This window comes from Streptomyces sp. NPDC003038 (assembly GCF_040611115.1).
In the GTDB taxonomy this organism is placed as follows: domain Bacteria; phylum Actinomycetota; class Actinomycetes; order Streptomycetales; family Streptomycetaceae; genus Streptomyces.
The window spans coordinates 49,144-73,981 of the sequence record NZ_JBEXNN010000015.1; the positions used below are offsets into that span (position 1 = coordinate 49,144).

The window sequence follows — 24,838 nt, forward strand, 5'->3', positions numbered from 1 at the left end:
CAGGATGGACATCACCTGGTAGGTACGCGTCACGGCGCGCCCCTACTGAAGACAACCGCTGGAGACGCCTGGTGAGTTCCCCAGATCCGCAGTTTTCGGATAAGCACGGCCGCCCGACGCCCGACCCCGAAAACCGCCCTGAGTACGGTGACAGCGACGGCGTTCGCCGGCCGCGAAACCCGGCAGGCCCCCGACGACACAGCCCGGTGATCGCCGTGACCGGCGCCGCCTCGGGTGTCGGCGCGGCCCTGGTGAGCCGCCTGGCCGCCTCCGACGAGGTCAAGCAGGTCGTCGCGATCGACGAGCGGCGCGGGGACTGCGCGGCCGCCCAATGGCACGTCCTGGACGTACGGGACCCCGCGATCGCCGAGAAACTGCGCGGCGCCGACGTGGTGGTCCACCTCGCGCTGGACCTCGATCTGGAGACGGACCCGGCGGCCCGTACGGCGTACAACGTGCGCGGGACCCAGACTGTACTGACGGCCGCCGCGGCGGCGGGCGTCCACCGGGTCGTGCTGTGCACCTCGGCGATGGTCTACGGGGCCCTGCCGGACAACGACATCCCGCTGTCGGAGGACTCCGAGCTGCGGGCCACGGCGGAGGCGACCGGCGTCGGCGACCTGCTGGAGATCGAGCGCCTCGGCCGCCGCGCCCCCCGCGCCCACCCCGGCCTGAACGTGACGGTGGTCCGCCCCGCCGTCCTCGTCGGCGGCACGGACACCGCGCTGACCAGGTACTTCGAGTCCCCGCGGCTCCTCGTCGTGGCGGGATCCCGCCCCACCTGGCAGTTCTGTCACGTGGAGGACCTCGTCAGCGCGCTGGAGTACGCGGCGCTCGAGAAGGTCGAGGGAGAGCTGGCCGTGGGCTGCGAGGGCTGGCTGGAACAGGAGGAGGTCGAGGAGCTGAGCGGCATCCGCCGCATGGAGCTCCCGTCGGCCGTGGCGCTGGGCGCGGCGGCCCGCCTGCACCGGATCGGCCTGACGCCGTCCCCGGCGGGGGACCTCGCCTACACGATGCACCCCTGGGTGGTCAGCGTCAGCGGGCTGCACGCGGCGGGTTGGCGGCCCCGCTGGACCAATGAGGAGGTGCTGGCCGAGCTGCTCCAGGAGGTCGCCGGACGGCACACCGTCGCGGGCCGCCGGCTGGGCCGCAAGGACGCGGCCACGGCCGCCGGAGCCGCGGGTGCGACGGTGGCCCTGCTGGGCGCCGCCGCCGCGGTCCGCCGCGCCCGCAAGCGTCGCGGCATCTGACCCGTCCGGCCCGTGTCGGGGGCCCCGGCCCCGGGCGGCCCCCGACCCCGGGCCGGATACCGGCCACCAGCGGTTTTCTGTAGGAGGATCCCAACGGCAACGCCGGTGCCCGGGCGTTTCGGCTATTCCGCCGCGTCGGCGGCTAGGGCACGATGGACGGTATGGCACCGCACTTCGACCACCCCGGCGAGCAGGCCGCTCCGGACCCGATCCGGCTGCTCGAGATCCGTGAGACGCCGCTGTCGATCGACGAGGTCTTCCAGGCCGTCGGCGATGACGCGACGGGCGGCACGACGCTGTTCGTCGGCACGGTGCGCAACCACGACAGCGGGGCGGACGTCGACTCGCTCGGCTACTCCTGCCACCCGACGGCCGAGGCGGAGATGCGCCGCGTGGCCGAGCGCGTCGTGGCGAAGTATCCGGTCCGCGCCCTGGCCGCCGTACACCGCGTGGGCGACCTGTCCGTCGGTGACCTGGCCGTCGTCGTCGCCGTGTCCTGTCCGCACCGGGGCGAGGCCTTCGAGGCCTGCCGCATGCTGATCGACGACCTCAAGCACGAGGTTCCCATCTGGAAGCACCAGACCTTCGCGGACGGCTCGGAGGAGTGGGTCGGCGCCTGCTGAGGCGCGGGTCGGCGCCTGCTCGGAAGCGGGTGGGCGCCGGTTGAACCCCCCGGTCGGACAGTCCCCCCGAAAGGGGGTAGCCTCGCACCCGTTCGGCCGCGCAACACGCCCTCGATTTGCGTAACCCCCTCCCGGGCATGAGCGTTGAAGCCACCAACGACACGTACATATCGGGGTAGGGAGGCAGGCCCATGGCGTCTCTGGCGTGGTTGCTGATTCCACTGTGCGCGGCGATCGGAGCGGCGATATGGGGCAGCTGGGCGGCGCGCGACCGCACGCAAGGTGACATATCCGAACTCGCGGGCTACGCGAGATTCCGTGAAGCCATGGGCAGGGCCGACGAGGCCAAGATGAAGGCAGAGGCGCACTCCGGTTCCGACGCCGTCTGAGGCGTCCCGTGAGAACCCCCTGAGACTTCCGCGTACGGGCCCGTACGGAGCGGCCCAGGGGGCCGCCCGCCGAGGCCGTCACGTACTGTCGGATCCATGCCACGCCGCACTGCGACGATGCTCGCTTCCACCCTCGTGCTGTTCACGTTGCTCATCGCAGGGCTCTTCCTCCCGGTCCCGTATTCCGAGATGAGCCCGGGTCCGACGGTGAACACCCTCGGGGACTCGCGCGGCGAGCCCGTTCTCAGCATCTCGGGTCGCAAGACGTACCCGACCAGCGGTCATCTCAACATGACGACGGTGCGGGTCACGAGCGCGGACTACGACATGAACCTGCTGGAAGCCGTGTACGGGTGGCTGGCGGACGACAACATCGTCGTGCCGCACGAGAACCTCTACCCGGACGGCAAGACGGAAGAGCAGTCCACCCAGGAGAACGCCGAGGAGTTCAGCCAGTCGCAGGAGAGCGCCAAGGTGGCGGCGCTCAAGCAGCTCGGCATCCCGGTCTCCGCCCGCGTGATCGTCTCCTCCGTCGTGAAGGCCAGCCCCGCCGACGGCAAGCTGCACGCCGGTGACGTCATCCGGGCCGTGGACGGCTCCCCCGTGACCGCTCCCGAGGACGTGGCCAAGCTCGTCACCCGGCACAAGCCCGGCGAGCCCGTCGAATTCACCGTCGTGCCGGCCGCGGAGGCGGCCGAGGCGGAGAAGGCGCAGCGCGAGCCCACCGGCTCCACCAAGGTCACGATCACCACGGGCAAGGCGGAGGGCGGCGGTCACGCCATCGTCGGCATCCGGGCCGGCACCGACCACACCTTCCCGTTCACGATCGACATCAAGCTCGCCGATGTCGGCGGCCCCAGCGCCGGGCTGATGTTCGCCCTCGGCATCGTCGACAAGCTCACCCCGCAGGACCTGACCGGCGGCAAGTTCGTCGCGGGCACCGGCACCATCGACGACGCGGGCAAGGTGGGCCCGATCGGCGGCATCCAGATGAAGACCATCGCCGCCCGCGAGGCGGGCGCCCAGTACTTCCTGACGCCCGCCGAGAACTGCGCCGCCGCGGCCGCCGACGTGCCCGACGGGCTGACCCTGGTGAAGGTCTCCACCATGGACGACGCCACGAAGGCGCTGGAGAAGATCAGCAAGGGGGACACGGCCGGGCTGCCGCAGTGCGCCGCGAAGCCCTGACCGGTCCGCCTCCGGGCCGCCCGCCGTCTCCTACGAGAAGGTCGCGGCCAGCGCCTCCGCGAGCCCGGGCACCAGGCCCCCGCCGGTGAGGACCTCGGTCGAGGAGTCCTTCTCCCGCAGCCGTACGGCCGACTCGCGCGAGCCGTCGCGCAGTACGGCCACGGTCAGCCGGACCTCCTGGCGCTCGGGGTGTCCGGCGACCCACTTCGACAGCTGCTTGTCGCTGAGTCCCTCCGGTACGGAGGCCTCCGCGGACGGCGGCAGCATCAGCCGCTCCACCGTCAGCGCGCATCCGACGACCGAGTCGGGCCAGGCGATGGTGCCCAGGAACTTGTCGAGGGCGGTCCCGGCCGGCAGCTCGTCCTGCTCGATCGGGGTGAGGGAGGTCTTGCCGGCGTCGTCCTGGTCGAGGCCGAGCTGGCCGGCGAGGCGCGGCTCCTGCTTCTTGAGCCTGGCGGTGTCGACGAGGGCGAACAGCCGGGCGGGCTGGTCCCAGCCGAGGCCGGCCGCGTACTCGTCGATCTCAAGGCAGGCACGGGTCAACGGGCTGGCCGCCATCGGCCCCGCCGACGGAGTCGGCTTGTCGGGCGGCGTGGGGGAAGGCGAAAGGTTGGACATGGACAACATCCTGCCTCCTTTCCCCCCGATACCGGGAACTGACTAAAGCCTCAGTAAGTTGCATGAGTGGGCTCTACGATCGGGGGCCCCGTTCGATACCAGACTCAGCGACTTTCGAGGTGCGCCTTGGCTTTCCAGATGCCGGACCGCGGCGGAGGCCCTTCCGGGCCACGGATGAGAGTCGGCCGCCCGTCCCGGCGGGCCCGCACTCTCCTTATGACCTTGGGCGTGCTGGCCGTCCTGGCCATGCTCTTCATCATGTTCGCGGGCTTCTGGACCGACTGGCTCTGGTTCCGCTCCGTGAAGTACTCGTCCGTCTTCACCACCACCCTGTGGACCAAGATCGGCCTCTTCGCCGTCTTCGGTCTGCTGATGGCGGGCGCCGTCGGGCTGAACATCTGGCTGGCGCACCGGCTGCGGCCGCCGCTCAGCGCCATGTCGATGGAGCAGCAGAGCCTCGACCGGTACCGGATGAGCATCGCCCCGTACAAGAAGTGGCTGCTTCTGGGCATCGCCGTGCTCGTCGGCCTCATCGCGGGCGCCTCGGCGGCGGGCCAGTGGAAGACCTGGCTGATGTATGTGAACGGGGTGGCCTTCGGACAGAAGGACCCCCAGTTCAACCTGGACGTGTCGTTCTACACCTTCGACCTGCCCTGGTACCGCTTCCTGCTCGGCTTCGGCTTCGCCGCGGTCGTGCTGTCGGTGATCGCCGCGGCCGTCGTGCACTACCTGTACGGCGGACTGCGCGTGACCAGCCCGGGTGCCCGGGCCACCGCCGCGGCGACCGGGCACCTGTCGGTGCTGCTCGGTCTGTTCGTGACGCTCAAGGCCGTCGCGTACTGGCTCGACCGGTACGGCCTCGCCGTGAAGTCCAGCGACTTCAAGGCGGCGGACAACTGGACCGGCCTGCGGTACGTCGACGCGAACGCGTACCTGCCGGCGAAGACGATCCTCGTCGCCATCGCCGCGATCTGCGCCCTGCTCTTCTTCGCGACGCTGTGGCGCCGCACCTGGCAGCTGCCGGTCATCGGCTTCGGCCTGATGGTGCTCTCGGCGATCCTGATCGGCGGGCTGTATCCGGCGATCGTGCAGAAGTTCCAGGTCCAGCCGAATGAGCAGGCCAAGGAATCGCCGTACGTCCAGAAGAACATCAAGGCGACGCGCGACGCCTACGGGATCGCCAACACCGACGTCAAGGACTACCCGGGCGCCCCGCAGACGGAGGACCGGACCAAGCTGCGGTCGGCGGCCGACACCACCGCCAGCGTCCGGCTGCTCGACCCGAACATCGTCTCGCCGGCGTTCCAGCAGCTCCAGCAGGTCAAGGGCTACTACGCCTTCCCGTCGACGCTCGCCGTGGACCGGTACGACGGCCAGGACACCGTCATCGGGCTCCGCGAGCTGAACATCGGCGGCATCCCGAAGAACAACTGGATCAACGACCACTTCAAGTACACCCACGGTTACGGCGTCGTCGCGGCCAAGGGCACCACGGTCGGCGATCAGGGCGCTCCGGACTTCACCCAGTCCGACCTCCCCTCCAAGGGGATGTTCGGCACGGACTTCGAGCAGCGCATCTACTACGGCGAGCAGACGAAGCAGTACTCGATCGTCGGCGGGCCGCAGAAGGAGCTCGACTACTCGGACGACAAGGGCGAGAAGGAGACCAGCTACGAGGGCGACTCCGGCGTCAATCTCGACAGTCCGATCAACCGGGCGGCGTACGCGCTGTCCTTCAGCGAGCCGCAGATCCTCTACTCCGGTGCCATCGGCGACGGTTCGCGGATCCTGTACAACCGCACCCCCAAGGAGCGCGTCGAAGCCGTCGCGCCCTGGCTGACCATCGACGGGGCCCCGTACCCGGCGGTCATCGACGGCCGGATCAAGTGGATCGTCGACGCGTACACGACGACCAACGGCTACCCCTACGCCTCGCGCACCACGCTGGGCCAGAGCACCGCGGACTCGCTGACCAATAGCCAGCGCGCGGTGGTGGCGCAGGAGAACCGGGTCAACTACATCCGCAACTCGGTGAAGGCCACCGTCGACGCGTACGACGGCACGGTCAGCCTGTACCAGTGGGACACCCAAGACCCGGTCCTGAAGACCTGGATGAAGGCGTTCCCGGGCACGGTGAAGTCCAAGAGCGAGATCTCCAAGCCGCTCATGGACCACCTGCGCTACCCGCAGGACCTCTTCAAGGTCCAGCGCGAGCTGCTGACCCGGTACCACGTCACGGACCCGCAGACCTTCCTCAGCGGCAGCGAGGCCTGGGCCGTCCCGGACGACCCGACGACCAAGGCCGGTACGGCGGTTCCGCCGTACTACCTGTCGATGAAGATGCCGGACCAGAAGGAGAAGGACCAGGTCTTCTCGCTCACGACGACCTTCACGCCGAACGAGCGGCCGAACCTGAGCGCCTTCATGGCGGTCAACGCGGATCCGGGCACCGCGGACTACGGCAAGATCAGCATCCTGAAGATGCCGACCAGCAAGCCGCCGGACGGTCCCGGACAGGTGCAGAGCAAGTTCCAGTCGGAGCCGAAGATCGCCGAGTCGATCCGGCTGCTGCGCGGTGGTGACTCCGAGATCGAGTACGGAAACCTGCTCGCCGTGCCGCTCGACGGCGGAATGCTCTACGTCGAGCCGGTGTACGTGCGCAGCTCCGGGCTCAAGTACCCGCTGTTGCGCAAGGTGCTCGTGACCTACGGCGGTCAGACCGCCTTCGAGGACACGCTGGAGAAGGCGTTGAACGTGGTCTTCGGAGCCGAGGCTCCGACCACGCCCGTCCCGCCGACCCAGCCGCCGGGTGACGGCACGACGCCGCCGCCCACCAGTCAGGACCCGACGGTGAAGGCGGCGCTCGCCGACGCGCAGAAGGCCGTCGACGACGCCGAGAAGGCCCGGCAGGCCGGCGACTGGGCGGCCTTCGGCAAGGCGCAGGAAGAGATCAAGGCGGCGCTGAAGCGGGCGATCGACGCGGAGGCGAAGCTGACCGCGCCCAAGCCCGGCGGCTAGCGCGGAGATCGTCGGTACGGCTCCGTCCCGCGTCCGTGATACTGTGGTTTCACCGACGCGGGGTGGAGCAGCTCGGTAGCTCGCTGGGCTCATAACCCAGAGGTCGCAGGTTCAAATCCTGTCCCCGCTACTGAAGTTGAAGGCCCGGATCCATGGGATCCGGGCCTTCGTCATGTCCGGCCGTGGACACGAGGTAGCTGGTACGGGTGAGTTGGGGTGGGAGCGTGTTTGACTTGTCTCCCTGTGGGCATGTCGACAAAACGCTGTAGTGACCTCACGGGCTGCGACATACCAGGTGTACGCGGGTAGCAGGTGATGCGACGATGGGATTTATGGGGGACGGGTCAACTCTGCTGGAGACAGGGCGGTTTGTGAGGGCGGAGGCCGAATCGGGCACCGAAGTCAAGGGGGCGGCTCCGGCCGTGAACGCGCAGACCGCATTGACCGATGCGGATTTCGCGGAGGAGATGTTCGCCGAGACCGACGCGGCGAGCGACGCCGAGCTGGAAGCGCGGCACCGGGCGGCCGCCGACAAGGGCGACCCGGGTGCCATGAGCGTGCTCGGGGCGCTGCTGCTGCGCCGCGGCGACCTCGACCGGGCCGAGCCGTACCTGCGGGGGGCGACCGGCGAGGGGGACCGCGCCGCCGCGAACAACCTCGGCGTGCTGCTGCACCAGCGGGGCTACCCGGAGGAGGCCGCCGGCTGGTGGCGGGTCGCCGCCGTGGCCGGATCCGCGCCCGCCGCGCACGCCCTGGGCCGCTACTTCCGCGAGCGCGGGGACGAACCCGCCGCCGAGTACTGGCTCCGGCAGGCGGCGGAATCCGGCCACGCCCTGGGCGCGTACGCCCTGGCCGACCTGTTGCAGCACCGCGGTGACAAGGGTGTGGAGCGGTGGCTGCGCGCTGCCGCGGAACAGGGCCACCGCGAAGCCGCGTACCGGCTGGCCCGGCACCTGAGGAAGGGCGACCCCGCCGAGGCCGAGCAGTGGTACCGCCAGGCCGCCGCGCGCGGTCACCGCCGCGCCGCGCTCCACCTGGGCGCGCTGCTGGAGGCGCGCGGGGAGCTCAAGGAAGCCGGGCGCTGGTACCTGACCTCCGCCAAGCAGGGGGAGGCCCGGGCCGCGTGCGCGCTGGGCTTCCTGCTGCGCGACGCCGGGGACGAGGACAGCGCGGCCGCGTGGTGGCACCGGGCCGCGCAGGACGGCGACGGCAACGCCGCGAACGCGCTGGGTGCGCTGCACGCCGCGCGGGGCGAGACCCAGACCGCGGAGCGCTGGTACCGGGCCGCCATGGACGCGGGCGATCAGAACGGGGCGTACAACCTCGCCCTGCTGTGCGTCGCACAGGACCGGACCGCGCAGGCCGAGCAGTGGTACCGCCGGGCGGCCTACGCCGGGCACCGCGAGGCGGCCAACGCCCTCGCCATCCTGCTGCTGCAGGGCGGCGACGCGGAGGGCGCCGAGCCGTGGTTCTCGAAGGCGGCGGAAGCGGGGAGCGTGGACGCCGCCTTCAACCTCGGGATCCTCTTCGCAAGCCGCGACGAGGACCGCACCGCACTGAAGTGGTACGAGCGGGCGGCCGCGGCCGGGCACACGGACGCGGCGCTCCAGGTCGGCATCGCCCTGGTGCGGGACGGCGAGGAGCGGGCAGCCGAGCGTCACCTGCGCTGCGCGGCAGGAGGCGGCAGCGCGGAGGCGGCGTTCCGGCTGGCCTCGCTGCTGGAGTCGCTGGCTCCGCCGCCGGAGCCGGTGGCGCTGGGCGAGCCGCTGGGCGGCGCCGAGCGGACCGAGAGCGAGGAGTGGTACGAACGGGCCGCCGAGCTGGGTCACCGGCGGGCGCAGGTGCGGGTCGGCATGCTGGCCGCGGCCCGCGGTGACATGGAGGTCGCCGCGCGGTGGTACCGGGAGGCGGCGGAGGCCGGGTCCCGCAACGGGGCCTTCAACCTCGGGCTGCTGCTGGCCCGCGAGGGCAGCGAGCCCGAGGCGGCGCTGTGGTGGACGCGGGCGGCGGTGGCCGGCCACGGTCGTGCGGCGCTGCGGCTGGGGCTGCTGGCGGCGCGCCACGGTGATCTCGCGGAGGGCCAGAAGTGGTGCGTGCGGGCCATGGAGCTGGGCCCGGCGGAGGTCTCCGAGCGGGCGGCCCGCCTGCGTGAGGCCCTGGCCGAGGAACTCTCGGCCTGAGGCCTCGGCGGGGCGGGCACCGGGTCGGTTAACGGATTTGCATCTGCCGGGCGCCTTCACGTAAAGTCAGGTTTACCGACGCGGGGTGGAGCAGCTCGGTAGCTCGCTGGGCTCATAACCCAGAGGTCGCAGGTTCAAATCCTGTCCCCGCTACTGAAGCCTCAGGGCCCGGATCTGATGGATTATCCATCGGTTCCGGGCCCTGAGTCGTTTCCAGCTGCCAAGCTGGCGCAATGGCACGAGCGGCGGACATGGCAGAAGGCCCGGGAGCGGGGCTCCCGGGCCTTCAAGCTGTCCGTATTCGTATTCGTATTCGTGTCCGTGTCCGTGTCCGCGGTATCCGGGTCCGCGCGCGTCTCCGCGTCCCCTTTCACCTCCGCCCGTCAGGCGCCGGCGCAGTTGGGGCACACGCCGCGGTACGTCACCTCGACCGCCGACACCTCGAAGCCGAAGCGCTCCGTGTCCGGCAGGTCGGCCAGCGGGTTGCCCGCCGGGTGGACGTCGCGGATCGCGCCGCACTGGGCGCAGACCAGGTGGTGGTGGGGACGGTGGGCGTTCGGGTCGTACCGCTTGGCGCGGCGGTCCGTCGAGACTTCCAGGATTTCGCCGAGCGTGACGAGCTCGCCCAGCGTGTTGTAGACGGTCGCCCGGGAAATCTCCGGCAGCTTGGCCACAGCACGCGCGTGCACCTCGTCGGCCGTCAGGTGAACGTGGTCACCGTCGAGCACCTCGGCCACGACACGCCGCTGCGCCGTCATGCGCCAGCCGCGTCCGCGAAGTCGTTCCAGCAGGTCACTCATAGACGCCAGCCTAACAGCGAGGGGATTCGGTGTAACTCCCGAATCAGTGTCGACTTGGATGCTTACTTGACTTAGACAAAGTCCATTGTAGGATCGAGTACGGCAAACGCCAAGGACAGGACATGCAGGAATGACGCAGGAGGCGCACGTGACGCAGGGACCGCTCACCACGGAGGCCGGGGCTCCGGTCGCCGACAACCAGAACAGCGAGACCGCTGGCGCCGGCGGTCCCGTGCTGGTCCAGGACCAGCTGCTCCTGGAGAAGCTCGCGCACTTCAACCGCGAGCGCATCCCGGAGCGCGTGGTCCACGCCCGCGGCGCCGGCGCGTACGGCACCTTCACGCTCACCCGTGACGTCTCTCAGTGGACCCGGGCCAAGTTCCTGTCCGAGGTCGGCAAGCAGACCGAGACCTTCCTGCGCTTCTCCACCGTGGCCGGCAACCTCGGCTCGGCGGACGCGGTCCGAGACCCCCGTGGCTGGGCGCTGAAGTTCTACACCGAAGAGGGCAACTACGACCTCGTCGGCAACAACACCCCGGTGTTCTTCATCAAGGACGCCATCAAGTTCCCCGACTTCATCCACACCCAGAAGCGCGACCCGTACACGGGCTCGCAGGAGGCGGACAACGTCTGGGACTTCTGGGGTCTGTCGCCCGAGTCGACCCACCAGGTGACCTGGCTGTTCGGTGACCGCGGTATCCCGGCGTCCTACCGCCACATGAACGGATACGGCTCCCACACGTTCCAGTGGAACAACGAGGCCGGCGAGGTCTTCTGGGTCAAGTACCACTTCAAGACCGACCAGGGGATCAAGAACCTCACCCAGGCCGAGGCCAACAAGCTCGCCGGTGAGGACCCCGACTCCCACCAGCGCGACCTGCGCGAGGCCATCGAGCGCGGCGACTTCCCGAGCTGGACCGTCCAGGTCCAGATCATGCCGGCGGCCGAGGCGGCCGAGTACCGCTTCAACCCGTTCGACCTCACCAAGGTGTGGCCGCACGACGACTACCCGCCGATCGAGATCGGCAAGCTGGAGCTCAACCGGAACCCGGAGAACGTCTTCGCGGAGGTTGAGCAGAGCATCTTCAGCCCGGCCCATTTCGTCCCCGGTATCGGTCCGTCCCCGGACAAGATGCTCCAGGGCCGTCTCTTCGGCTACGGCGACGCCCACCGCTACCGCGTCGGCATCAACGCCGACCACCTGCCGGTGAACCGCCCGCGCGCCACCGAGGCACGCACCAACTCCCGTGACGGCTACCTGTACGACGGCCGCCACAAGGGCGCGAAGAACTACGAGCCGAACAGCTTCGGCGGCCCGCACCAGACGGACCGCCCGCTGTGGCAGTCCACCCCGGTGACCGGGGGCACGGGCAACCACGCCGCGCCGATCCACCGCGAGGACAACGACTTCGTCCAGGCGGGCAACCTCTACCGCCTGTACTCCGAGGACGAGAAGGCCCGTCTGATCGAGAACCTGTCCGGCTTCATCGCCAAGGTCTCCCGTGACGACATCGTCGAGCGGGCGATCAACAACTTCCGCCAGGCGGACGGCGACTTCGGCAAGCGGCTGGAAGCCGCGGTCCAGGCCCTTCGCGGCTGACGGATCGCTTGTCGTGGCAAGACGACGGGCCGGCACCCCCACGGGGGCGCCGGCCCGTCGGCGTCGCGTGCCGCCGCGGGTGTTAGGCCCTGTCGTCAAAGTCCCGCCTGGCCCGCGCCGTCTGGCACCGCACCTCGCCGCACTGCGTTCGCTGCGCTCACTGCGTCTCGGCTCCTCTTCGAGGACCTTGGCGGCCGAGCTGTCGGAGCGCCCAAGTACGTCCAGTACTCGTGCGCTCCTCCGCCTTGCGATGCACGGCGCCAGACGACGCGGGCCTTACCGGCGCTACTTTGACGACAGGACCTAGGCCGGAACGGCGCTGCGCCGCGCCGGCACCCAGCAGCGGATGATGTCGCGTACGGAGACGATGCCCACCGGGCCGCCGTGCTCCAGCACGATCAGATGCCGGAACCCGCCGTTGGCCATGGCCTCGGCGGCTTCCTGCAAGGTGGCGTCCGGGGTGCAGAACACCACGTTGTTCGTGGTGTGCGCGCCCACGGACTCGCGGTCGGGATCCTGGCCCGCGCCGATCGCGTTGAGGATGTCGCGCTCGGTCAGGATGCCGATTCCGCTGTGGTCGGGGTCGAGGACGACGGCCGCGCCGATGCGCCGGGCGGACATCAGGCAGGCCGCCTGCCGCAAGGTGTGCGCGGGTCCGAGGGTGAGGATCACGGTGCTCATGGCGTCACGGACGAGCATGAAGAGAGCCACCTCCTGGGTGAGTCCCTCCGCTGGGCGGGTGCGCGCGCGGCCGGGCATTAGAGAACGGCTTCACAAGCGCACAAGCGGAGGAGTCTCAGATTCCCACGGGCACCCCGGGTGAGCAAGAGGGTACGCAGCGGCGCGATCCGCACGCGCCGCGCCGGGACGCGCCCGGGCCGGGCGTCAGGCGCGCGGGCGCAACCGGCCCAGCATCTCCTCGTGCAGCAGCCCGTTCGACGCCGCCGCGTTCCCGCCGTGCACCCCGTCGACCCCGTCCAGGCTGGTGAAGCGGCCGCCCGCCTCCTCGACCACGACGGCGATCGCCGCCATGTCCCAGAGGTTCAGCTCCGGCTCGGCGCACAGGTCCAGCGAGCCCTCCGCGACCATCATGTACGGCCAGAAGTCGCCGTAGCCCCGGGTACGCCAGCACGCGCGGGTCAGGTCCAGGAACCCGGGCAGGCGGCCCTGCTCCTCCCAGCCGCTCAGTGAGGAGTACGCGAAGGAGGCGTCGCCCAGCGCGCTCACCTTCGACACGCCGATCCGGGTGGTCTCGCCCAGCGCGCCGCCCGCGTACGCGCCACCGCCGCGCACCGCCCACCAGCGCCGGCCCAGCGCCGGCGCGGAGACCACGCCCACCACGGGCCGGAAGACGCCGTCCGCGTCCTGCGCCATCAGCGAGATCAGCGTCGCCCAGACGGGAACGCCGCGTACGTAGTTCTTCGTGCCGTCGATCGGGTCCACGACCCAGCGGCGCGGCCCGCTGCCCTTGAGCCCGTACTCCTCGCCCAGGATGGCGTCATCGGGCCGGGCGGCCTCGATGCCCGCCCGGATGATCTCCTCGGCGGCCTTGTCCGCCTCGCTCACCGGCGTCATGTCCGGCTTGGTCTCGACCACCAGGTCGAGGGCGCGGAACCGCTGCATGGTGGCGGCGTCCGCGGCGTCGGCGAGTTCGAGGGCAAGGCGCAGGTCATCGTCATACTCGGGCATGGCCGAACAGTATCGAGACTCCCGCACCCCGGCCAACGAGGTCCACAGTGCGGCCGGACGTGCCCTTGACCGAAGACGTGCCCTTGACAGGACCTGTCGGCCCGTCAACTCTGGCGGGGAAGCCCAGCCGGGACCCACAGGGGGAGGCGATGATGCCGGCAGCCCGGGAATCATTGCTGGAAGCGGCGGGAGCGGCGCTCGCGACGCGCCCCTGGCCCGCCGTGCGGATGGTCGAGGTGGCGGCCACCGCCGGAGTGTCCCGCCAGACCCTCTACAACGAGTTCGGCGGCAAGGAGGGGCTGGGCCACGCCCTGGTCCGGCGCGAGGCCGACTGGTACCTCGACGGCGTGGACCGGGCTCTGGGTCATCCGGCCGCGAGTGCCGAGCGCCTCGCCGCGGTCGCCGAGTGGACCGTACGGGCGGCCCGCGCGCACCCCCTCGTACGCGCCCTGCTCACCGGGTGCTGGGACGCGGCCCTGCCCGCTCCGGGGCCCACGCGGGGGCCGGGTTCCGGGCCGCCCGGGCCCGGCGCGCTGGCCCGAGCCGTCAGCGAGCGGGCGGCCGCCGCGCTCGCGCCGGACGAGGGCGCGCAACGGTGCGAGCTCGCCGTACGGCTCGCGCTCTCCTACGTGATCGCCCCGGCGGAAGGTCCGGCGCAGCCCGCACTCGCCGAGCTGCTGCGGCTGCTCAGTGCGCCGATCCGGACAGCTGCAGCCCGATGACCCCCAGGATCACCAGCGAGATCGAGACCAATTTGAGGGTGGAGACCAGGTCGCCGAGGAAGAGCATGCCGTAGATCGCCGTCCCGGCCGCCCCGATCCCCGTCCACACCGCATACGCCGGGCCCACGTCCAGCTTCTTGAGCGCCAGCGTCAGCAGACCGAAGCTGCCGAGCGCGAAGCACGCGAAGGCGACCGTCGGCCACAGCCGGGTGAACCCGTGGGACAGCTTCAGACAGACCGCGAAACCGGTCTCCAGTAGTCCCGCGACCACGACCAGCAGCCACGCCATCTCGAATGCCTCCCCGCGTCACGTGACACGGTCTGGGCCTGAGTCCCGGCCTGAACCTGCGCGCCACTCGGTGCGAGTATGCATTTATCCAGACAGGTCCCGCGGCAAACGCGGCCCGACGCGGCCGGACGATCAGTCTCCTTCGCGGCGCTCCCGCGTTTCCAGCAGGCGCCGCAGCGAATACAGGCGCGCCGGGTCCGCGTGACCGTCCTCCACCCACTTGTCGAGCGCGCAGTCCGGCTCGTCGTGGCTGCACGCGCGCGGGCACCCCTCGGTCCCGGGCACCAGGTCCGGGAAGGCCAGGATCACCCGGGACGGGTCCACGTGGTGCAGACCGAAGGAGCGCACGCCCGGGGTGTCGATGACCCAGCCGTCGCCCGAGGGCAGCGGTAGCGCGAGCGCCGAGGTGGTGGTGTGGCGGCCGCGGCCGGTGACCGCGTTGACATGCCCCACCGCACGCTGGCGGCCCTCCGCCACCAGCGAGTTCACCAGAGTGGTCTTGCCGACGCCGGAGTGGCCGACGAACGCGGTGATCCGGCCGTTCAGCCGCTCGCGCACCCGGTCGGCGGCGTCGCCCGTCGCCAGTTCCTCGCGGTTGGTCACGACGTAGTTCACGCCGAGCGTGGAGTAGATCTCCAGGATCTGGTCGGGCGAGGTGAGGTCGGACTTGGTGAGCACCAGCAGCGGCTCCAGCCCCGCGTCGTACGCGGCCACCAGGCAGCGGTCGATCATCCGGGGGCGGGGCTCCGGGTCGGCCAGGGCCGTGACGATGGCCAGTTGGTCGGCATTGGCGACGACCACGCGCTCGTACGGATCGTCGTCGTCGGCGGTGCGCCGCAGGACGGACTTGCGCTCCTCGATCCGCACGATCCGGGCGAGGGTGTCCTTCTTGCCGGACAGGTCGCCCACGATCCAGACCCGGTCGCCGACCACCGCCGCCTTGCGGCCCAGCTCCCTGGACTTCATGGCGTGCACCGAGCGGTCCCCGACCAGGCAGGTCAGCCGGCCGCGGTCGACCGTGAGGACGAAGCCCTCGGAGGCGTCCTCGTGCTTGGGCCGGATGTTCGTCCGCGGCCGGTTGCCCTTGGGGTTGGGGCGGGAGCGGATGTCGTCCTCATCGGTGTGCTTGCCGTACCTGCGCATGACGGCCCTACGCTCCCGCACCCGCTTCGGCTCCCGGAGTTCCGGAGCCCCCGGAGCCGCCCGATGCCCCGGAGAGCATGTCCGCCCACATCTTGGGGAAGTCCGGCAGGGTCTTCGCGGTCGTCGCCACGTTCTCGATCCGCACGCCCTCGACCGCCAGGCCGATCACCGCGCCCGCGGTGGCCATCCGGTGGTCGTCGTACGTGTGGAACACACCGCCGTGCAGCGGGCGCGGCCGGATGTGCAGGCCGTCCGCGGTCTCGGTGACGTCGCCGCCGAGGGCGTTGATCTCCGTGGTCAGCGCGGCCAGCCGGTCCGTCTCGTGCATCCGCAGGTGCTGGACGCCGCGCAGCACCGACTCGGAATCGGCCAGGGCCGCCACCGCGGCGATGCCCGGGGTCAGTTCGCCGACCTCGCCCAGGTCCACGTCGATGCCGTGGATCTTGCCGGTGCCGGTGAAGACCAGCCCCGCGTCGGTCAGTTCGCAGGAACCGCCCATCTCGGTGAAGATCCGCCGCAGCGCGTCACCGGGCTGCGTGGTGCGGCGCGGCCAGTCCGGGATGGTGACCGTGCCGCCGGTGATCAGGGCCGCGGCCAGGAAGGGCTGGGCGTTGGAGAGGTCCGGCTCCACGACCATGTCGCGGCCGAGCAGCGCGCCGGGGGAGACCCGCCACACGTTCTTCTCGCCGCCCGCCTCGGGGGTGTCGACCTGGGCGCCCGCCGCGCGCAGCATCTCCACGGTCATCCGGATGTGCGGCATCGACGGCAGGTTCGTGCCCACGTGCCGCACCTCGACACCCTGGTTGAAGCGGGGGGCGGAGAGCAGCAGCGCGGAGACGAACTGCGAGGAGTTCGTGGCGTCGATCTCGACGACGCCGCCCTCCAGCGCCCCGCCGCCCTGAACGGTCATGGGCAGCGCGCCCCGGCCGTCGTCGTCGATGCGGGCGCCGAGGGTGCGCAGGGCGCTGATGACCTGGCCGAGCGGGCGCTCGTAGGAGCGCGGATCGCCGTCGAAGCGGATGTCGCCGTCGGCGAGGGTCGCGACGGGCGGCAGGAAGCGCATGACCGTGCCCGCGTTGCCGACGTCGACGGTGGCCGGGCCGTGCAGGGCGGCCGGGATGATCCGCCAGGCCTCTCCGCTCTCGCCCTGCCCGGCGGAGCTGGAGGAGACGGTCTCCTCGATGCCCACGCCCAGTGCGCGCAGGGCGTCGGACATCAGCTGGGAGTCGCGCGAGCGCAGGGGGCGGCGTACCCAGCCCGGCTCGGCGGCGATCGCGGCGAGCACGAGGGCACGGTTGGTGACCGACTTGGACCCCGGCACGGTGACGGTGGCGTGGACGGTGCCGTCGGCGATCGGGGCGGGCCAGAGGGCGGGGAGCGCGGGGGTCTCGGTCATGGCCCCCACTTTAATGGCTTCCACCGGCCTCAGATCTTGATCGCGGCCCCAGTCTCAGAGGTCGAGCAGCCAGCGCGCGCCACCGGTGAGGGAGCACAGCGCGACCACGTGGAAGAGGACCAGCCACACCACCGGATGGACGTGGGTCAGCCGGCCCAGCTGGTCCGCGTCGGAATCCGGCGCCGCTCCGTGCCTGCGCTTGGCCCCCAGCTCGAAGACGGGCCGGACCCCGCCGAGGAGGAGGAACCACACCACGCCGTACGCGAAGACCGCCTGCACGTCGGCCGGGGACAGCCACGACACCAGCACGAACGTTCCGCCGGTCAGCACGACCGTCAGGGCCCCGTACGCGTTCCGGATCATCACCAGCATCGCCAGCAGCAGGGCGGTGGCCACCCACAGCAGGAGGGTGATCCGGTGCGCCGACAGCAGCACCGCCCCGCCGAGCCCGAGCAGCGAGGGCGCCGTGTATCCGGCGGCGGCGGTCAGGATCATCCCGAGGCCGGTCGGCCGGCCCCGGCTGACGGTCACGCCGCTGGTGTCGGAGTGCAGTCGTATCCCGTCGAGGCGCCGGCCGGTGAGCAGCGCCAGCAGGCCGTGACCGCCCTCGTGCGCGATGGTGACGGCGTTGCGCGACAGCCGCCACAGCGGGCGGGGCCCGACGGCGGCCAGCGCGACCAGGCCGGTCGCGATCACCAGCCACCGCTCGGGCGCGGTCTGTATGCCGGTGAGCCGGTCCCACAGGTCGGCCGTGGTGCTGCTGTCCATGAAGTGACGAACTCCTTGCGGTGATGGTCCGGGGGTACCTCCCAGCGGCAGCCGGGGGGAGCCATGGCAGTGTGGCAGCCATGTGCGGAAGGTATGCAGCGAGCCGTAGACCAGAGGACCTGGTGGAGGCGTTCGGGATCGAGAAGTGGGAGCCGGAGGAGTCCCTGGCACCCGACTGGAACGTCGCACCGACGAAGGAGGTCCACGTCGTCCTCGACCGTCCTCTGAAAGACGCCGCCCACCCGCGTCCGGTTCGCCAGCTGCGCGTCCTGAAGTGGGGCCTCGTCCCGTCCTGGGCCCAGAACCCCGACGGCGCCGCCCGGATGATCAACGCCCGGTCCGAGACCCTGCACGAGAAGCCGTCCTTCCGGCGGCCCTTCGCGCAGCGCCGCTGCATCATCCCCGCCGACGGCTACTACGAGTGGGTCACCGCCCACGACGAGCGGCAGCTGGAGGTCGAGGGGAAGAAGAAGCGGGCACGCAAGCAGCCGTACTTCGTTCTCCCCGCCGACGGCTCCTTCATGGCCATGGCCGGGATCTACGAGTTCTGGCGCGACCGGACGCTGCCCGACGGGCACCCGCTCGCCTGGTGGGCCACCTGCTCGGTGATCACCACGGAGGCCGAGGCCGGGCCGCTGGGCGTGGCTCCGGACGAGGGCCCGCGCTCGCTCGCCGACATCCATCCCCGGATGCCGCTCATGCTCACCCCGGACCGCTGGGACGCCTGGCTCGACCCGGCCCAGACCGATACCGAGGGCTCGCTGAGGGACCTGCTGGCGCCGCCGCCGGGCGGGCTGATGCGCGCCTACGCCGTGTCCACCGCGGTGAGCAGCGTGCGCAACAACGGGCCGGAGCTGCTGGAGGAGCTCGCCGCGCCGGAGGAGGCGACCCTCTTCTAGGCCGCGCCGGTCCTCCCCGGGCGCCCGGCCCGCCGCGCCCCGCGTGCGCTGCGTGCCCCGCGTGCACGATGGGGTCATGACCACGCGTACCGAGAGTGTCGACACCCCGGCGGGCGAGGCCCGCATCACCTGGCACCCCGCCCGCAAGGCGAAGCTCGTGCTGGCCCTCGGCCACGGCGCGGGCGGCGGCATCGAGGCCCGGGACCTCCAGGCGCTGGCCGCCGCCCTGCCCGCCCGCGGGACCACCGTGGCGCTGGTCGAACAGCCCTGGCGGGTCGCCGGGAAGAAGGTCGCCGCCGCGCCGAAGGTGCTGGACGAGGGCTGGCGCGGGCTCTGGCCGGCGCTCGCGAAGCCCGGGCTGCCGGTGGTCGCCGGCGGGCGCAGCGCCGGGGCCCGCGTGGCCTGCCGGACCGCGGCCGGGCTGGACGCCGCCGGGGTGCTCGCGCTGGCGTTCCCGCTGCACCCGCCGGGCCGACCGGAGAAGTCCCGCGCCGAGGAGCTCACCGGGGCCGGGCGGCCCACCCTGGTGGTGCAGGGCGCCCGGGACCCCTTCGGGCGTCCGGAGGAGTTCCCGCCGCCGGGCGCGGGGGACCCGTACGAGCTCGTGGAGGTCGCGTACGGGGATCACGGCTTCGCGGTGCCGAAGAAGGCGGGGCCGAGTCAGGACGAGACCCTCGTGCTGATCACGCGGGCGGTGGAGGAGTGGCTGGCGCGGCTCGCCGTATGACGGGCCGTACGGCATGACGGGCCGTACGGGTCCCCCCGTACGGCTCCCCGTACAGAGCTGCACGCGAGCGCGACCTGACAGAGTCCGCACGTGTTCCGGGGCCGGTCGCGAGCCCTGCTCCGCGGGAGCCGGGCCGCCGGGGGCCGCGCCCGGCCGGCCGGAGCCGAAAACCCCTCCCCGCCGGGGAATGTGCCGCACGGCCCTTCTGTTGTCCCGGATGTCGGAACGCACGGAACTTCGTCGGAGGAGAGGGAGCGCATGACCCAGGTCATCAGCCAGAACCGCCCGCAGGCCGCTGACCTGGAGTGGACGGTGCTGCCCGGGCCCAAGCGCGGCTCGCTTCGGGCGGCGGAGGGCCGGGAGGGTCGACTATTCTCCGATTCGAGCGGGTCCGCTTTCGGAGTCGCCACGCAGTCGGAGGAGGTGGGTCCTGTCGCTGGGACCGACGAAGGCCACGCGGAAGAGACGACCCCGGAGCGCAACGCGCGCTTCGAGAGGGACGCCCTCGGCTACCTCGACCAGATGTACTCGGCCGCGCTGCGCATGACGCGCAACCCGGCCGATGCCGAGGACCTGGTCCAGGAGACGTACGCGAAGGCATACGCGTCCTTCCACCAGTTCCGCGAGGGCACCAACCTGAAGGCGTGGCTGTACCGCATCCTGACCAACACCTTCATCAACTCCTACCGCAAGAAGCAGCGCGAGCCCCAGCGCAGCGCCGCGGAGGAGATCGAGGACTGGCAGCTGGCGCGCGCCGAGTCGCACATGTCGACCGGACTGCGGTCGGCCGAGTCGCAGGCGCTCGACCACCTGCCCGACTCGGATGTGAAGGAAGCGCTGCAGGCCATTCCGGAGGAGTTCCGCATCGCGGTCTACCTTGCCGACGTAGAGGGCTTTGCGTACAAGGAGATCGCGGACATCATGGGTACACCCATCGGTACGGTCATGTCGCGACTGCACCGTGGCCGCCGTCAACTCCGCGGAATGCTGGAGGACTATGCCCGTGAGCGCGGGCTGGTTCCCGCCGGCGCGGGAGAGTCGAACGACCGGAAAGGCTCGGGCTCATGAGTTGCGGAGAGCCGCACGAGACGGAGTGCTCTGAGGTCCTGGACCACCTTTACGAGTTCCTCGACCATGAGATGCCCGACAGTGACTGCACGAAGTTCGAGACCCACTTCGGCGAGTGCAGCCCCTGTCTGGAGAAGTACGGTCTGGAGCAGGCCGTGAAGAAGCTGGTGAAGCGGTGCTGCGGGTCGGACGACGTGCCGAGCGACCTGCGGTCGAAGGTGATGGGGCGGATCGAGCTGATCCGGTCGGGTCAGGCCGTGCCCGACCACGACGTCACCGCCGACAACCCGGCCCCCGGCTGACTCCCGGCGGAAACCGTTTGAACAGCCGCCCCCGGAAGGGCACTTCGTTCACCCGAAGGTGCTAATCCGGGGGCGTCGGCATGCCGCGATGTGAAAATGCGGCCCGCGTCGCCCGGGACCCCACTTATTCTCCCCCTTCGGTACTGGTTTCATTTGGTACCCGGCTTGCACAGCACAGGGAGGAGAGCGCCATGCGGGCACTTCCGCCGGTGGCGCGCGGATACATCCTGTGCGCCGTCCTCGCGGCCTTCGCGTGCGCCGCTCCGGCCTTCCGGGACCCGCACACGCCCTGGGCGGCCGTGGCGGTGCTCGCCCTCCTCTACCTCGGCTGCGAACTCCTGAAGACGTGCCCGCTGCTGGGCAGCCGGGTGCCCGAGGGCATCGGATCCTTCTTCCCCGTGCTGCTCGCCGCCGTGTTCCTGCTGCCTCCCGCCGCCGCCGCGCTCGTGGCGGTGCCCGGGGGGCTCGCCGGCACCGTGGTGCAGCGGCCCGCCGGGGTCCGCCGGGTCTGGCACGGCGCGCAGCAGGCGATAGCCGCCTGGGCCGCCGGGCAGGCGTACGCGGCTCTGCGCGGCCCGGCCGCCCTCGGCGGAGGAACCTCCGCGGGATCCGGGCCCCCCGGATGGGTGGCCGACTTCCCGTACGCACTGCTCCCCGCGGCCGTCGCGGCCACCGTCTTCTGCCTGGTGCTCACCGCCCTCGACGGGGGCGTCCTGGCCGCCGCCGAACGCCGGCCCGCCGCCACCGCCTGGCGCGGCCTGCTCACCCGGTCCCTCGCCCCGCACTGCCTGCACGGCCTCGCAGGCCTGATGATGGCCGTCATGTGGCGCAGCCCCTACGGGCTCCCGGCCGCAACTCTCGTCCTGCTGCCGATGTACATCTCCTGCTGGGTCTTCGCCCAGTACCACCGCGAGCGCGCCGCCCACCGGGCCACCATCCGCGCCCTCGTCCAGGCCGTCGACATCAAGGACCGCTACACGCGCGGCCACAGCGAACGCGTCGGACAGGCCTCCGCGATGATCGCCCGCGAGCTCGGCATGGCCGAGGACCGGCTGGAAGTCGTCCGCATCGCCGGGATCCTCCACGACGTGGGCAAACTCGGCGTCCCCACCCGGCTGCTGCGCAAGGACGGGCCGCTCACCCCCGAGGAGCGCCGGATCATCGAACTGCACCCCGAGTACGGGCACGAGATGGTCCGCGGCATCGGCTTCCTCGGGGAGGCCCGCTCCGCGATCCTGCACCACCACGAGCGGGTCGACGGCTTGGGCTACCCGTACGGGCTGACCGGCGAGCAGATCCCGGTACTGGCCCGGGTGGTGGCGGTGGCCGACGCCTTCGACGCGATGACCTCGACCCGCTCGTACAGCCGGGCGCGGCCGGTGGGGACGGCTCTCGCCGAGCTGGAGCGCTGCGCCGGGGCCCAGTTCGACCCGGGCATGGTCGACGCGCTGGTCCGGGCCATCGGACGGCACGGCTGGCACCCCGTGGTCACCTCCGACGAGGACCTCCAGGTGATCAGCGGTTCCGCTCCCGCCGGGGACGGGCCGAGGCCGCCCTCCCCGGCCGCGCTGCCGACGCAGGGCTCACGCCCGGCGGGGGCCGGCGCGGGTCCGCCGGCCGGGACGGCCGTACCGGCGCCCGGGCAGGCCCGGCCCGGCGGGGGCGCCACGGCATCGCCCGGCAACAGGGCGCCGAAGACCAGGGCGGAGGGAGGCGCGTGAGGGGCTGGGCCGTGTGGACGGTGCGGGGGGCCGCCGGGGTGATCACCGCGGCCGGGCTCGGGCACACCCTGTGGAACGGCCTCGTCGCGCCCGGCACCGCCCTGGTCTTCGGCGCCCTGATCGCCATCGGCGAGCTCGCCCGCCGCGACCACCGGGACGCCGCCGGCCACCTCCCGGCCGAGGACCGCCAGCCCGCGCCGCTGGGCTCCGCCGGAGCCCTCGCCTACGCCCTCCTCGGCCAGGACGCCGGACAGCCCACCCAGCACGGGGTGCTCCAGATCGTCGCCGTCGTCGTCGCGGCCGCCCTCGCCGGGATCGTCCCGCACATCGCTCGCGGCCGCGGGCCCGCCCTGGACCACCTCGCCCGCCGGGTCCTCACCGTCGCCTTCGCCGCCGTCTGCTTCCAGCCGCTCTACAACTCCGGCCGCCTGGAGCACTGGGTCGGCCAGGGCCCGTACCTCGTGCTCTTCCTGCTCTTCCTGCTCGGCCTGACCGCCCTGTGCGACGCCGTGCTCGCGGCCGCGCTCGCCGGGGCCCGGACCGGCTGGCCGTACGGTCCCCTGCTGCGCGACGAGCTGCGCGCCCAGGCCGGGATCGGCTCGGCGATCTGCGCCACCGGCGTCGTGATGGCCCTGGGCGTGGCCGTCGCCGGCCTGTGGGCCCTGCCCGTCTTCAGCGTGCCCCTGCTGCTGACCCAGATGTCCTTCCACCGGATCACCGCGATCCGCACCACCTACCGCCAGACCATCACCTCACTGGCCCGGGCCACGGAGATCGCCGGCTACACCCCGCCGGGCCACTCCCGCCGGGTGGCCGCCCTCAGCTGTTCGGTGGGGCGGGAGCTGGGTCTGTCGGAGCGGGAGCTCGCGGTGCTGGAGTACGCCGCCCTGATGCACGACATCGGCCAGCTCTCCCTGGTCGACCCGGTCCCGGCCGGGGCCACCGCCGAGCTGCCCGCCGCCGAAGCCCGCCGGATCGCCGAGCTGGGCGGGGAGGTGGCCCGGCAGACGGGGGTGCCCGCCGAGGTCGCCGTGGTGGTGGAGCGGCAGGCGGACCCGTACCGGGAGCAGCCCGTCGCCGCCCGCATCGTGCGCGCGGTGAACGCGTACGAGGACCTCGTCGGCGGGAGCCGTCACCCGGGCGGCTCACTGGCCGCTCTGGAACAGCTGCGCCTGGGAACCGGGCACGACTACCAGCCGGAGGTGGTGGAGTGCCTCGCGAGGGTTCTGGCCAGGGGCGGACGTGACAGAGTTGTTACCGCCCCACGTGGGTAACCCATGGGTAATGAGCGGCCGTCCGAGTGGACATGGTTGGATGCCAGTAAGAGTGTCCGCAAGGCTGCACCGTTGTCCCCCAGCTACCGCTGGGAGGTGCCCCCAGGCAGGCGGGAATCGTGAGGATCTTCGGGAAGGTACGGCATCGGCCCTCCGCCTCGTGGCGGCAGGCCACCGACCGCGCGTTCACGCTGATCGGCGACGGTCGGTACGAGGACGCGGGCGCGCTCCTGACCAGAGCCGCGGACCTGGAGCCATGGCTGTCCGAGTCCTGGTTCAACCTGGCCCTGCTGCACAAGTTCCGGCACGACTGGGAGCAGGCACGGGCCGCCGGGCTGCGTGCGGTGGCCCTGCTGGACCGGGAGACCGGCGCCCCGGACTGGTGGAACGTCGGGATCGCCGCCACCGCGCTGCAGGACTGGCCGCTGGCCCGGCGCGCCTGGCAGGCGTACGGGCTGAAGGTGCCCGGAGACCCCCACGGCGCGGGCGCCAACGGGAAGTCCAGCGGCGAGCCGGTCGGTATGGAACTCGGCAGCGCCGCCGTCCGGCTGTCGCCCGAGGGCGAGGCCGAGGTGGTCTGGGGCCGCCGGCTCGACCCGGCCCGCATGGAGGTCCTGTCCATCCCGCTGCCCTCCTCGGGGCGGCGCTGGGGCGAGGTCGTCCTGCACGACGGGGTTCCGCACGGCGAGCGGGTCACCGCGGCCGGGCCCTCGTACCCCGTCTTCGACGAGATCGAGCTGTGGGCGCCGTCGCCGGTGCCGACCTGGGTGGTGCTGCTGGAAGCGGCCACCGAGGCGGACCGCAACGCGCTGGAGCAGCTGGCCTCGGACGCGGGCTTCGCCGCCGAGGACTGGTCCTCTTCCGTGCGGCTGCTGTGCCGGACCTGCTCGGAGAGCGAAATGCCGAGCGACGAGGGCGACGGGGAGCACCTGGATCCGCACGACCACAGCGAACCGGGCCACCCGGGCCCGCTGGGGCACCGTACGGCCGGTTCCGGTTCCCTGTGGGTGCCCGAGCGTGAATGCGGCATCGCGGCGCCGGCGGGACTGGTGCGCGGGCTGCTCGACGGCTGGGTCGCCGACAGTCCGGACAGCCGCGAGTGGCGGGATCTCGAAGAAGTCTGCTGAGCCCGGGCCGTAGGCTGTACGGGCACATCGGTGGCCGTCGGCAGTCA

The 24,838-nt window shown here is 71.7% G+C and carries 23 protein-coding genes and 2 tRNA genes; 17 read left to right on the forward strand and 8 right to left on the reverse strand.

Annotated features, from left to right (window positions below):
• Window positions 1-71 precede the first annotated feature (71 nt).
• The 4 genes from ABZX75_RS19975 to ABZX75_RS19990 all read left to right on the forward strand — a co-directional run bounded on the left by ABZX75_RS19975 (window position 72) and on the right by ABZX75_RS19990 (window position 3,450).
• Window positions 72-1,250 (forward strand): SDR family oxidoreductase, encoded by a 1,179-nt coding sequence (locus ABZX75_RS19975; RefSeq protein WP_355412235.1) that lies wholly within the window; start codon window positions 72-74, stop codon window positions 1,248-1,250.
• Window positions 1,251-1,411: 161 nt separating this feature from the next.
• The gene (locus tag ABZX75_RS19980; RefSeq protein WP_355412237.1) at window positions 1,412-1,873 is read left to right on the forward strand and encodes a molybdenum cofactor biosynthesis protein MoaE; all 462 of its coding nucleotides are present in this window, start codon (window positions 1,412-1,414) and stop codon (window positions 1,871-1,873) included.
• Window positions 1,874-2,064: 191 nt separating this feature from the next.
• Complete coding sequence (locus tag ABZX75_RS19985) at window positions 2,065-2,262, forward strand: hypothetical protein (protein WP_355412239.1); 198 nt, start codon at window positions 2,065-2,067, stop codon at window positions 2,260-2,262.
• A gap of 96 nt (window positions 2,263-2,358) precedes the next feature.
• Entirely contained in the window at window positions 2,359-3,450 is a 1,092-nt protein-coding gene (locus tag ABZX75_RS19990; protein WP_355412241.1) for a PDZ domain-containing protein, read from the forward strand.
• A gap of 30 nt (window positions 3,451-3,480) precedes the next feature.
• On the opposite strand, the gene ABZX75_RS19995 is transcribed toward ABZX75_RS19990, so the two are convergent.
• Window positions 3,481-4,068, reverse strand: a complete 588-nt coding sequence (locus tag ABZX75_RS19995; RefSeq protein ID WP_355412243.1) for a PPA1309 family protein — start codon at window positions 4,066-4,068, stop codon at window positions 3,481-3,483.
• Between the two features lie 138 nt (window positions 4,069-4,206).
• Between ABZX75_RS19995 and ABZX75_RS20000 the strand changes: the two genes are divergently transcribed.
• The 4 genes from ABZX75_RS20000 (at window position 4,207) to ABZX75_RS20015 (ending at window position 9,419) form a co-directional block, all read left to right on the forward strand.
• Window positions 4,207-7,086, forward strand: a complete 2,880-nt coding sequence (locus ABZX75_RS20000) for a UPF0182 family protein (protein WP_355412449.1) — start codon at window positions 4,207-4,209, stop codon at window positions 7,084-7,086.
• 56 nt (window positions 7,087-7,142) lie between these two features.
• Window positions 7,143-7,216 (forward strand) — tRNA-Met (locus ABZX75_RS20005).
• Between the two features lie 193 nt (window positions 7,217-7,409).
• Complete coding sequence (locus ABZX75_RS20010; protein WP_355412245.1) at window positions 7,410-9,266, forward strand: tetratricopeptide repeat protein; 1,857 nt, start codon at window positions 7,410-7,412, stop codon at window positions 9,264-9,266.
• Window positions 9,267-9,345: 79 nt separating this feature from the next.
• Window positions 9,346-9,419, forward strand: a tRNA-Met gene (locus ABZX75_RS20015).
• Between the two features lie 230 nt (window positions 9,420-9,649).
• Here ABZX75_RS20015 and ABZX75_RS20020 read toward each other — a convergent pair.
• Window positions 9,650-10,066, reverse strand: coding sequence for a Fur family transcriptional regulator (locus tag ABZX75_RS20020; protein ID WP_355412247.1), 417 nt, complete (start codon window positions 10,064-10,066; stop codon window positions 9,650-9,652).
• A gap of 130 nt (window positions 10,067-10,196) precedes the next feature.
• Between ABZX75_RS20020 and ABZX75_RS20025 the strand changes: the two genes are divergently transcribed.
• Window positions 10,197-11,666 (forward strand): catalase, encoded by a 1,470-nt coding sequence (locus tag ABZX75_RS20025; protein ID WP_355412249.1) that lies wholly within the window; start codon window positions 10,197-10,199, stop codon window positions 11,664-11,666.
• A gap of 303 nt (window positions 11,667-11,969) precedes the next feature.
• Here ABZX75_RS20025 and ABZX75_RS20030 read toward each other — a convergent pair whose 3' ends face one another.
• Entirely contained in the window at window positions 11,970-12,365 is a 396-nt protein-coding gene (locus ABZX75_RS20030) for a CBS domain-containing protein (protein WP_355412251.1), read from the reverse strand.
• Between the two features lie 186 nt (window positions 12,366-12,551).
• Window positions 12,552-13,355 carry a histidinol-phosphatase gene (gene hisN, locus ABZX75_RS20035; RefSeq protein ID WP_355412253.1) on the reverse strand — a complete coding sequence of 268 codons (804 nt, stop codon included), beginning with the start codon at window positions 13,353-13,355 and terminating at the stop codon, window positions 12,552-12,554.
• A gap of 152 nt (window positions 13,356-13,507) precedes the next feature.
• Here hisN and ABZX75_RS20040 point away from each other — a divergent pair, with 152 nt between their 5' ends.
• On the forward strand, window positions 13,508-14,077 hold the full coding sequence (locus ABZX75_RS20040; protein ID WP_355412451.1) for a TetR/AcrR family transcriptional regulator: 570 nt from the start codon (window positions 13,508-13,510) through the stop codon (window positions 14,075-14,077).
• On the opposite strand, the gene ABZX75_RS20045 is transcribed toward ABZX75_RS20040, so the two are convergent.
• From ABZX75_RS20045 to ABZX75_RS20060, 4 genes are all read right to left on the reverse strand, one after another.
• The gene (locus ABZX75_RS20045; RefSeq protein WP_355412255.1) at window positions 14,043-14,366 is read right to left on the reverse strand and encodes a multidrug efflux SMR transporter; all 324 of its coding nucleotides are present in this window, start codon (window positions 14,364-14,366) and stop codon (window positions 14,043-14,045) included. The two genes, ABZX75_RS20040 and ABZX75_RS20045, sit on opposite strands and share 35 nt — an antisense overlap.
• Before the next feature lie 132 nt (window positions 14,367-14,498).
• Window positions 14,499-15,509: a ribosome small subunit-dependent GTPase A gene (rsgA, locus tag ABZX75_RS20050; protein ID WP_355412453.1), complete on the reverse strand. Its 1,011-nt coding sequence runs from the start codon at window positions 15,507-15,509 to the stop codon at window positions 14,499-14,501.
• A 7-nt stretch (window positions 15,510-15,516) separates the two neighbouring features.
• Window positions 15,517-16,905 carry a 3-phosphoshikimate 1-carboxyvinyltransferase gene (gene aroA / locus ABZX75_RS20055; RefSeq protein ID WP_355412257.1) on the reverse strand — a complete coding sequence of 463 codons (1,389 nt, stop codon included), beginning with the start codon at window positions 16,903-16,905 and terminating at the stop codon, window positions 15,517-15,519.
• A gap of 54 nt (window positions 16,906-16,959) precedes the next feature.
• Complete coding sequence (locus ABZX75_RS20060) at window positions 16,960-17,673, reverse strand: M50 family metallopeptidase (RefSeq protein ID WP_355412259.1); 714 nt, start codon at window positions 17,671-17,673, stop codon at window positions 16,960-16,962.
• Between the two features lie 80 nt (window positions 17,674-17,753).
• Here ABZX75_RS20060 and ABZX75_RS20065 point away from each other — a divergent pair, with 80 nt between their 5' ends.
• From ABZX75_RS20065 to ABZX75_RS20095, 7 genes are all read left to right on the forward strand, one after another.
• Window positions 17,754-18,572, forward strand: a complete 819-nt coding sequence (locus tag ABZX75_RS20065) for an SOS response-associated peptidase (protein ID WP_355412455.1) — start codon at window positions 17,754-17,756, stop codon at window positions 18,570-18,572.
• Window positions 18,573-18,648: 76 nt separating this feature from the next.
• Window positions 18,649-19,299, forward strand: a complete 651-nt coding sequence (locus ABZX75_RS20070; RefSeq protein WP_355412261.1) for an alpha/beta family hydrolase — start codon at window positions 18,649-18,651, stop codon at window positions 19,297-19,299.
• 423 nt (window positions 19,300-19,722) lie between these two features.
• Window positions 19,723-20,367: a sigma-70 family RNA polymerase sigma factor gene (locus tag ABZX75_RS20075; protein ID WP_030709911.1), complete on the forward strand. Its 645-nt coding sequence runs from the start codon at window positions 19,723-19,725 to the stop codon at window positions 20,365-20,367.
• Entirely contained in the window at window positions 20,364-20,669 is a 306-nt protein-coding gene (gene rsrA, locus ABZX75_RS20080; protein WP_355412263.1) for a mycothiol system anti-sigma-R factor, read from the forward strand. The genes ABZX75_RS20075 and rsrA overlap by 4 nt, the downstream gene beginning before the upstream one ends.
• A gap of 191 nt (window positions 20,670-20,860) precedes the next feature.
• The gene (locus ABZX75_RS20085; RefSeq protein WP_355412265.1) at window positions 20,861-22,390 is read left to right on the forward strand and encodes an HD-GYP domain-containing protein; all 1,530 of its coding nucleotides are present in this window, start codon (window positions 20,861-20,863) and stop codon (window positions 22,388-22,390) included.
• Window positions 22,387-23,664, forward strand: a complete 1,278-nt coding sequence (locus ABZX75_RS20090; RefSeq protein ID WP_355412266.1) for an HD domain-containing protein — start codon at window positions 22,387-22,389, stop codon at window positions 23,662-23,664. Before ABZX75_RS20085 ends, ABZX75_RS20090 begins: the two co-directional genes overlap by 4 nt.
• Window positions 23,665-23,783: 119 nt before the next feature.
• On the forward strand, window positions 23,784-24,791 hold the full coding sequence (locus tag ABZX75_RS20095) for a hypothetical protein (protein WP_355412268.1): 1,008 nt from the start codon (window positions 23,784-23,786) through the stop codon (window positions 24,789-24,791).
• The last annotated feature ends 47 nt before the right edge of the window (window positions 24,792-24,838 follow it).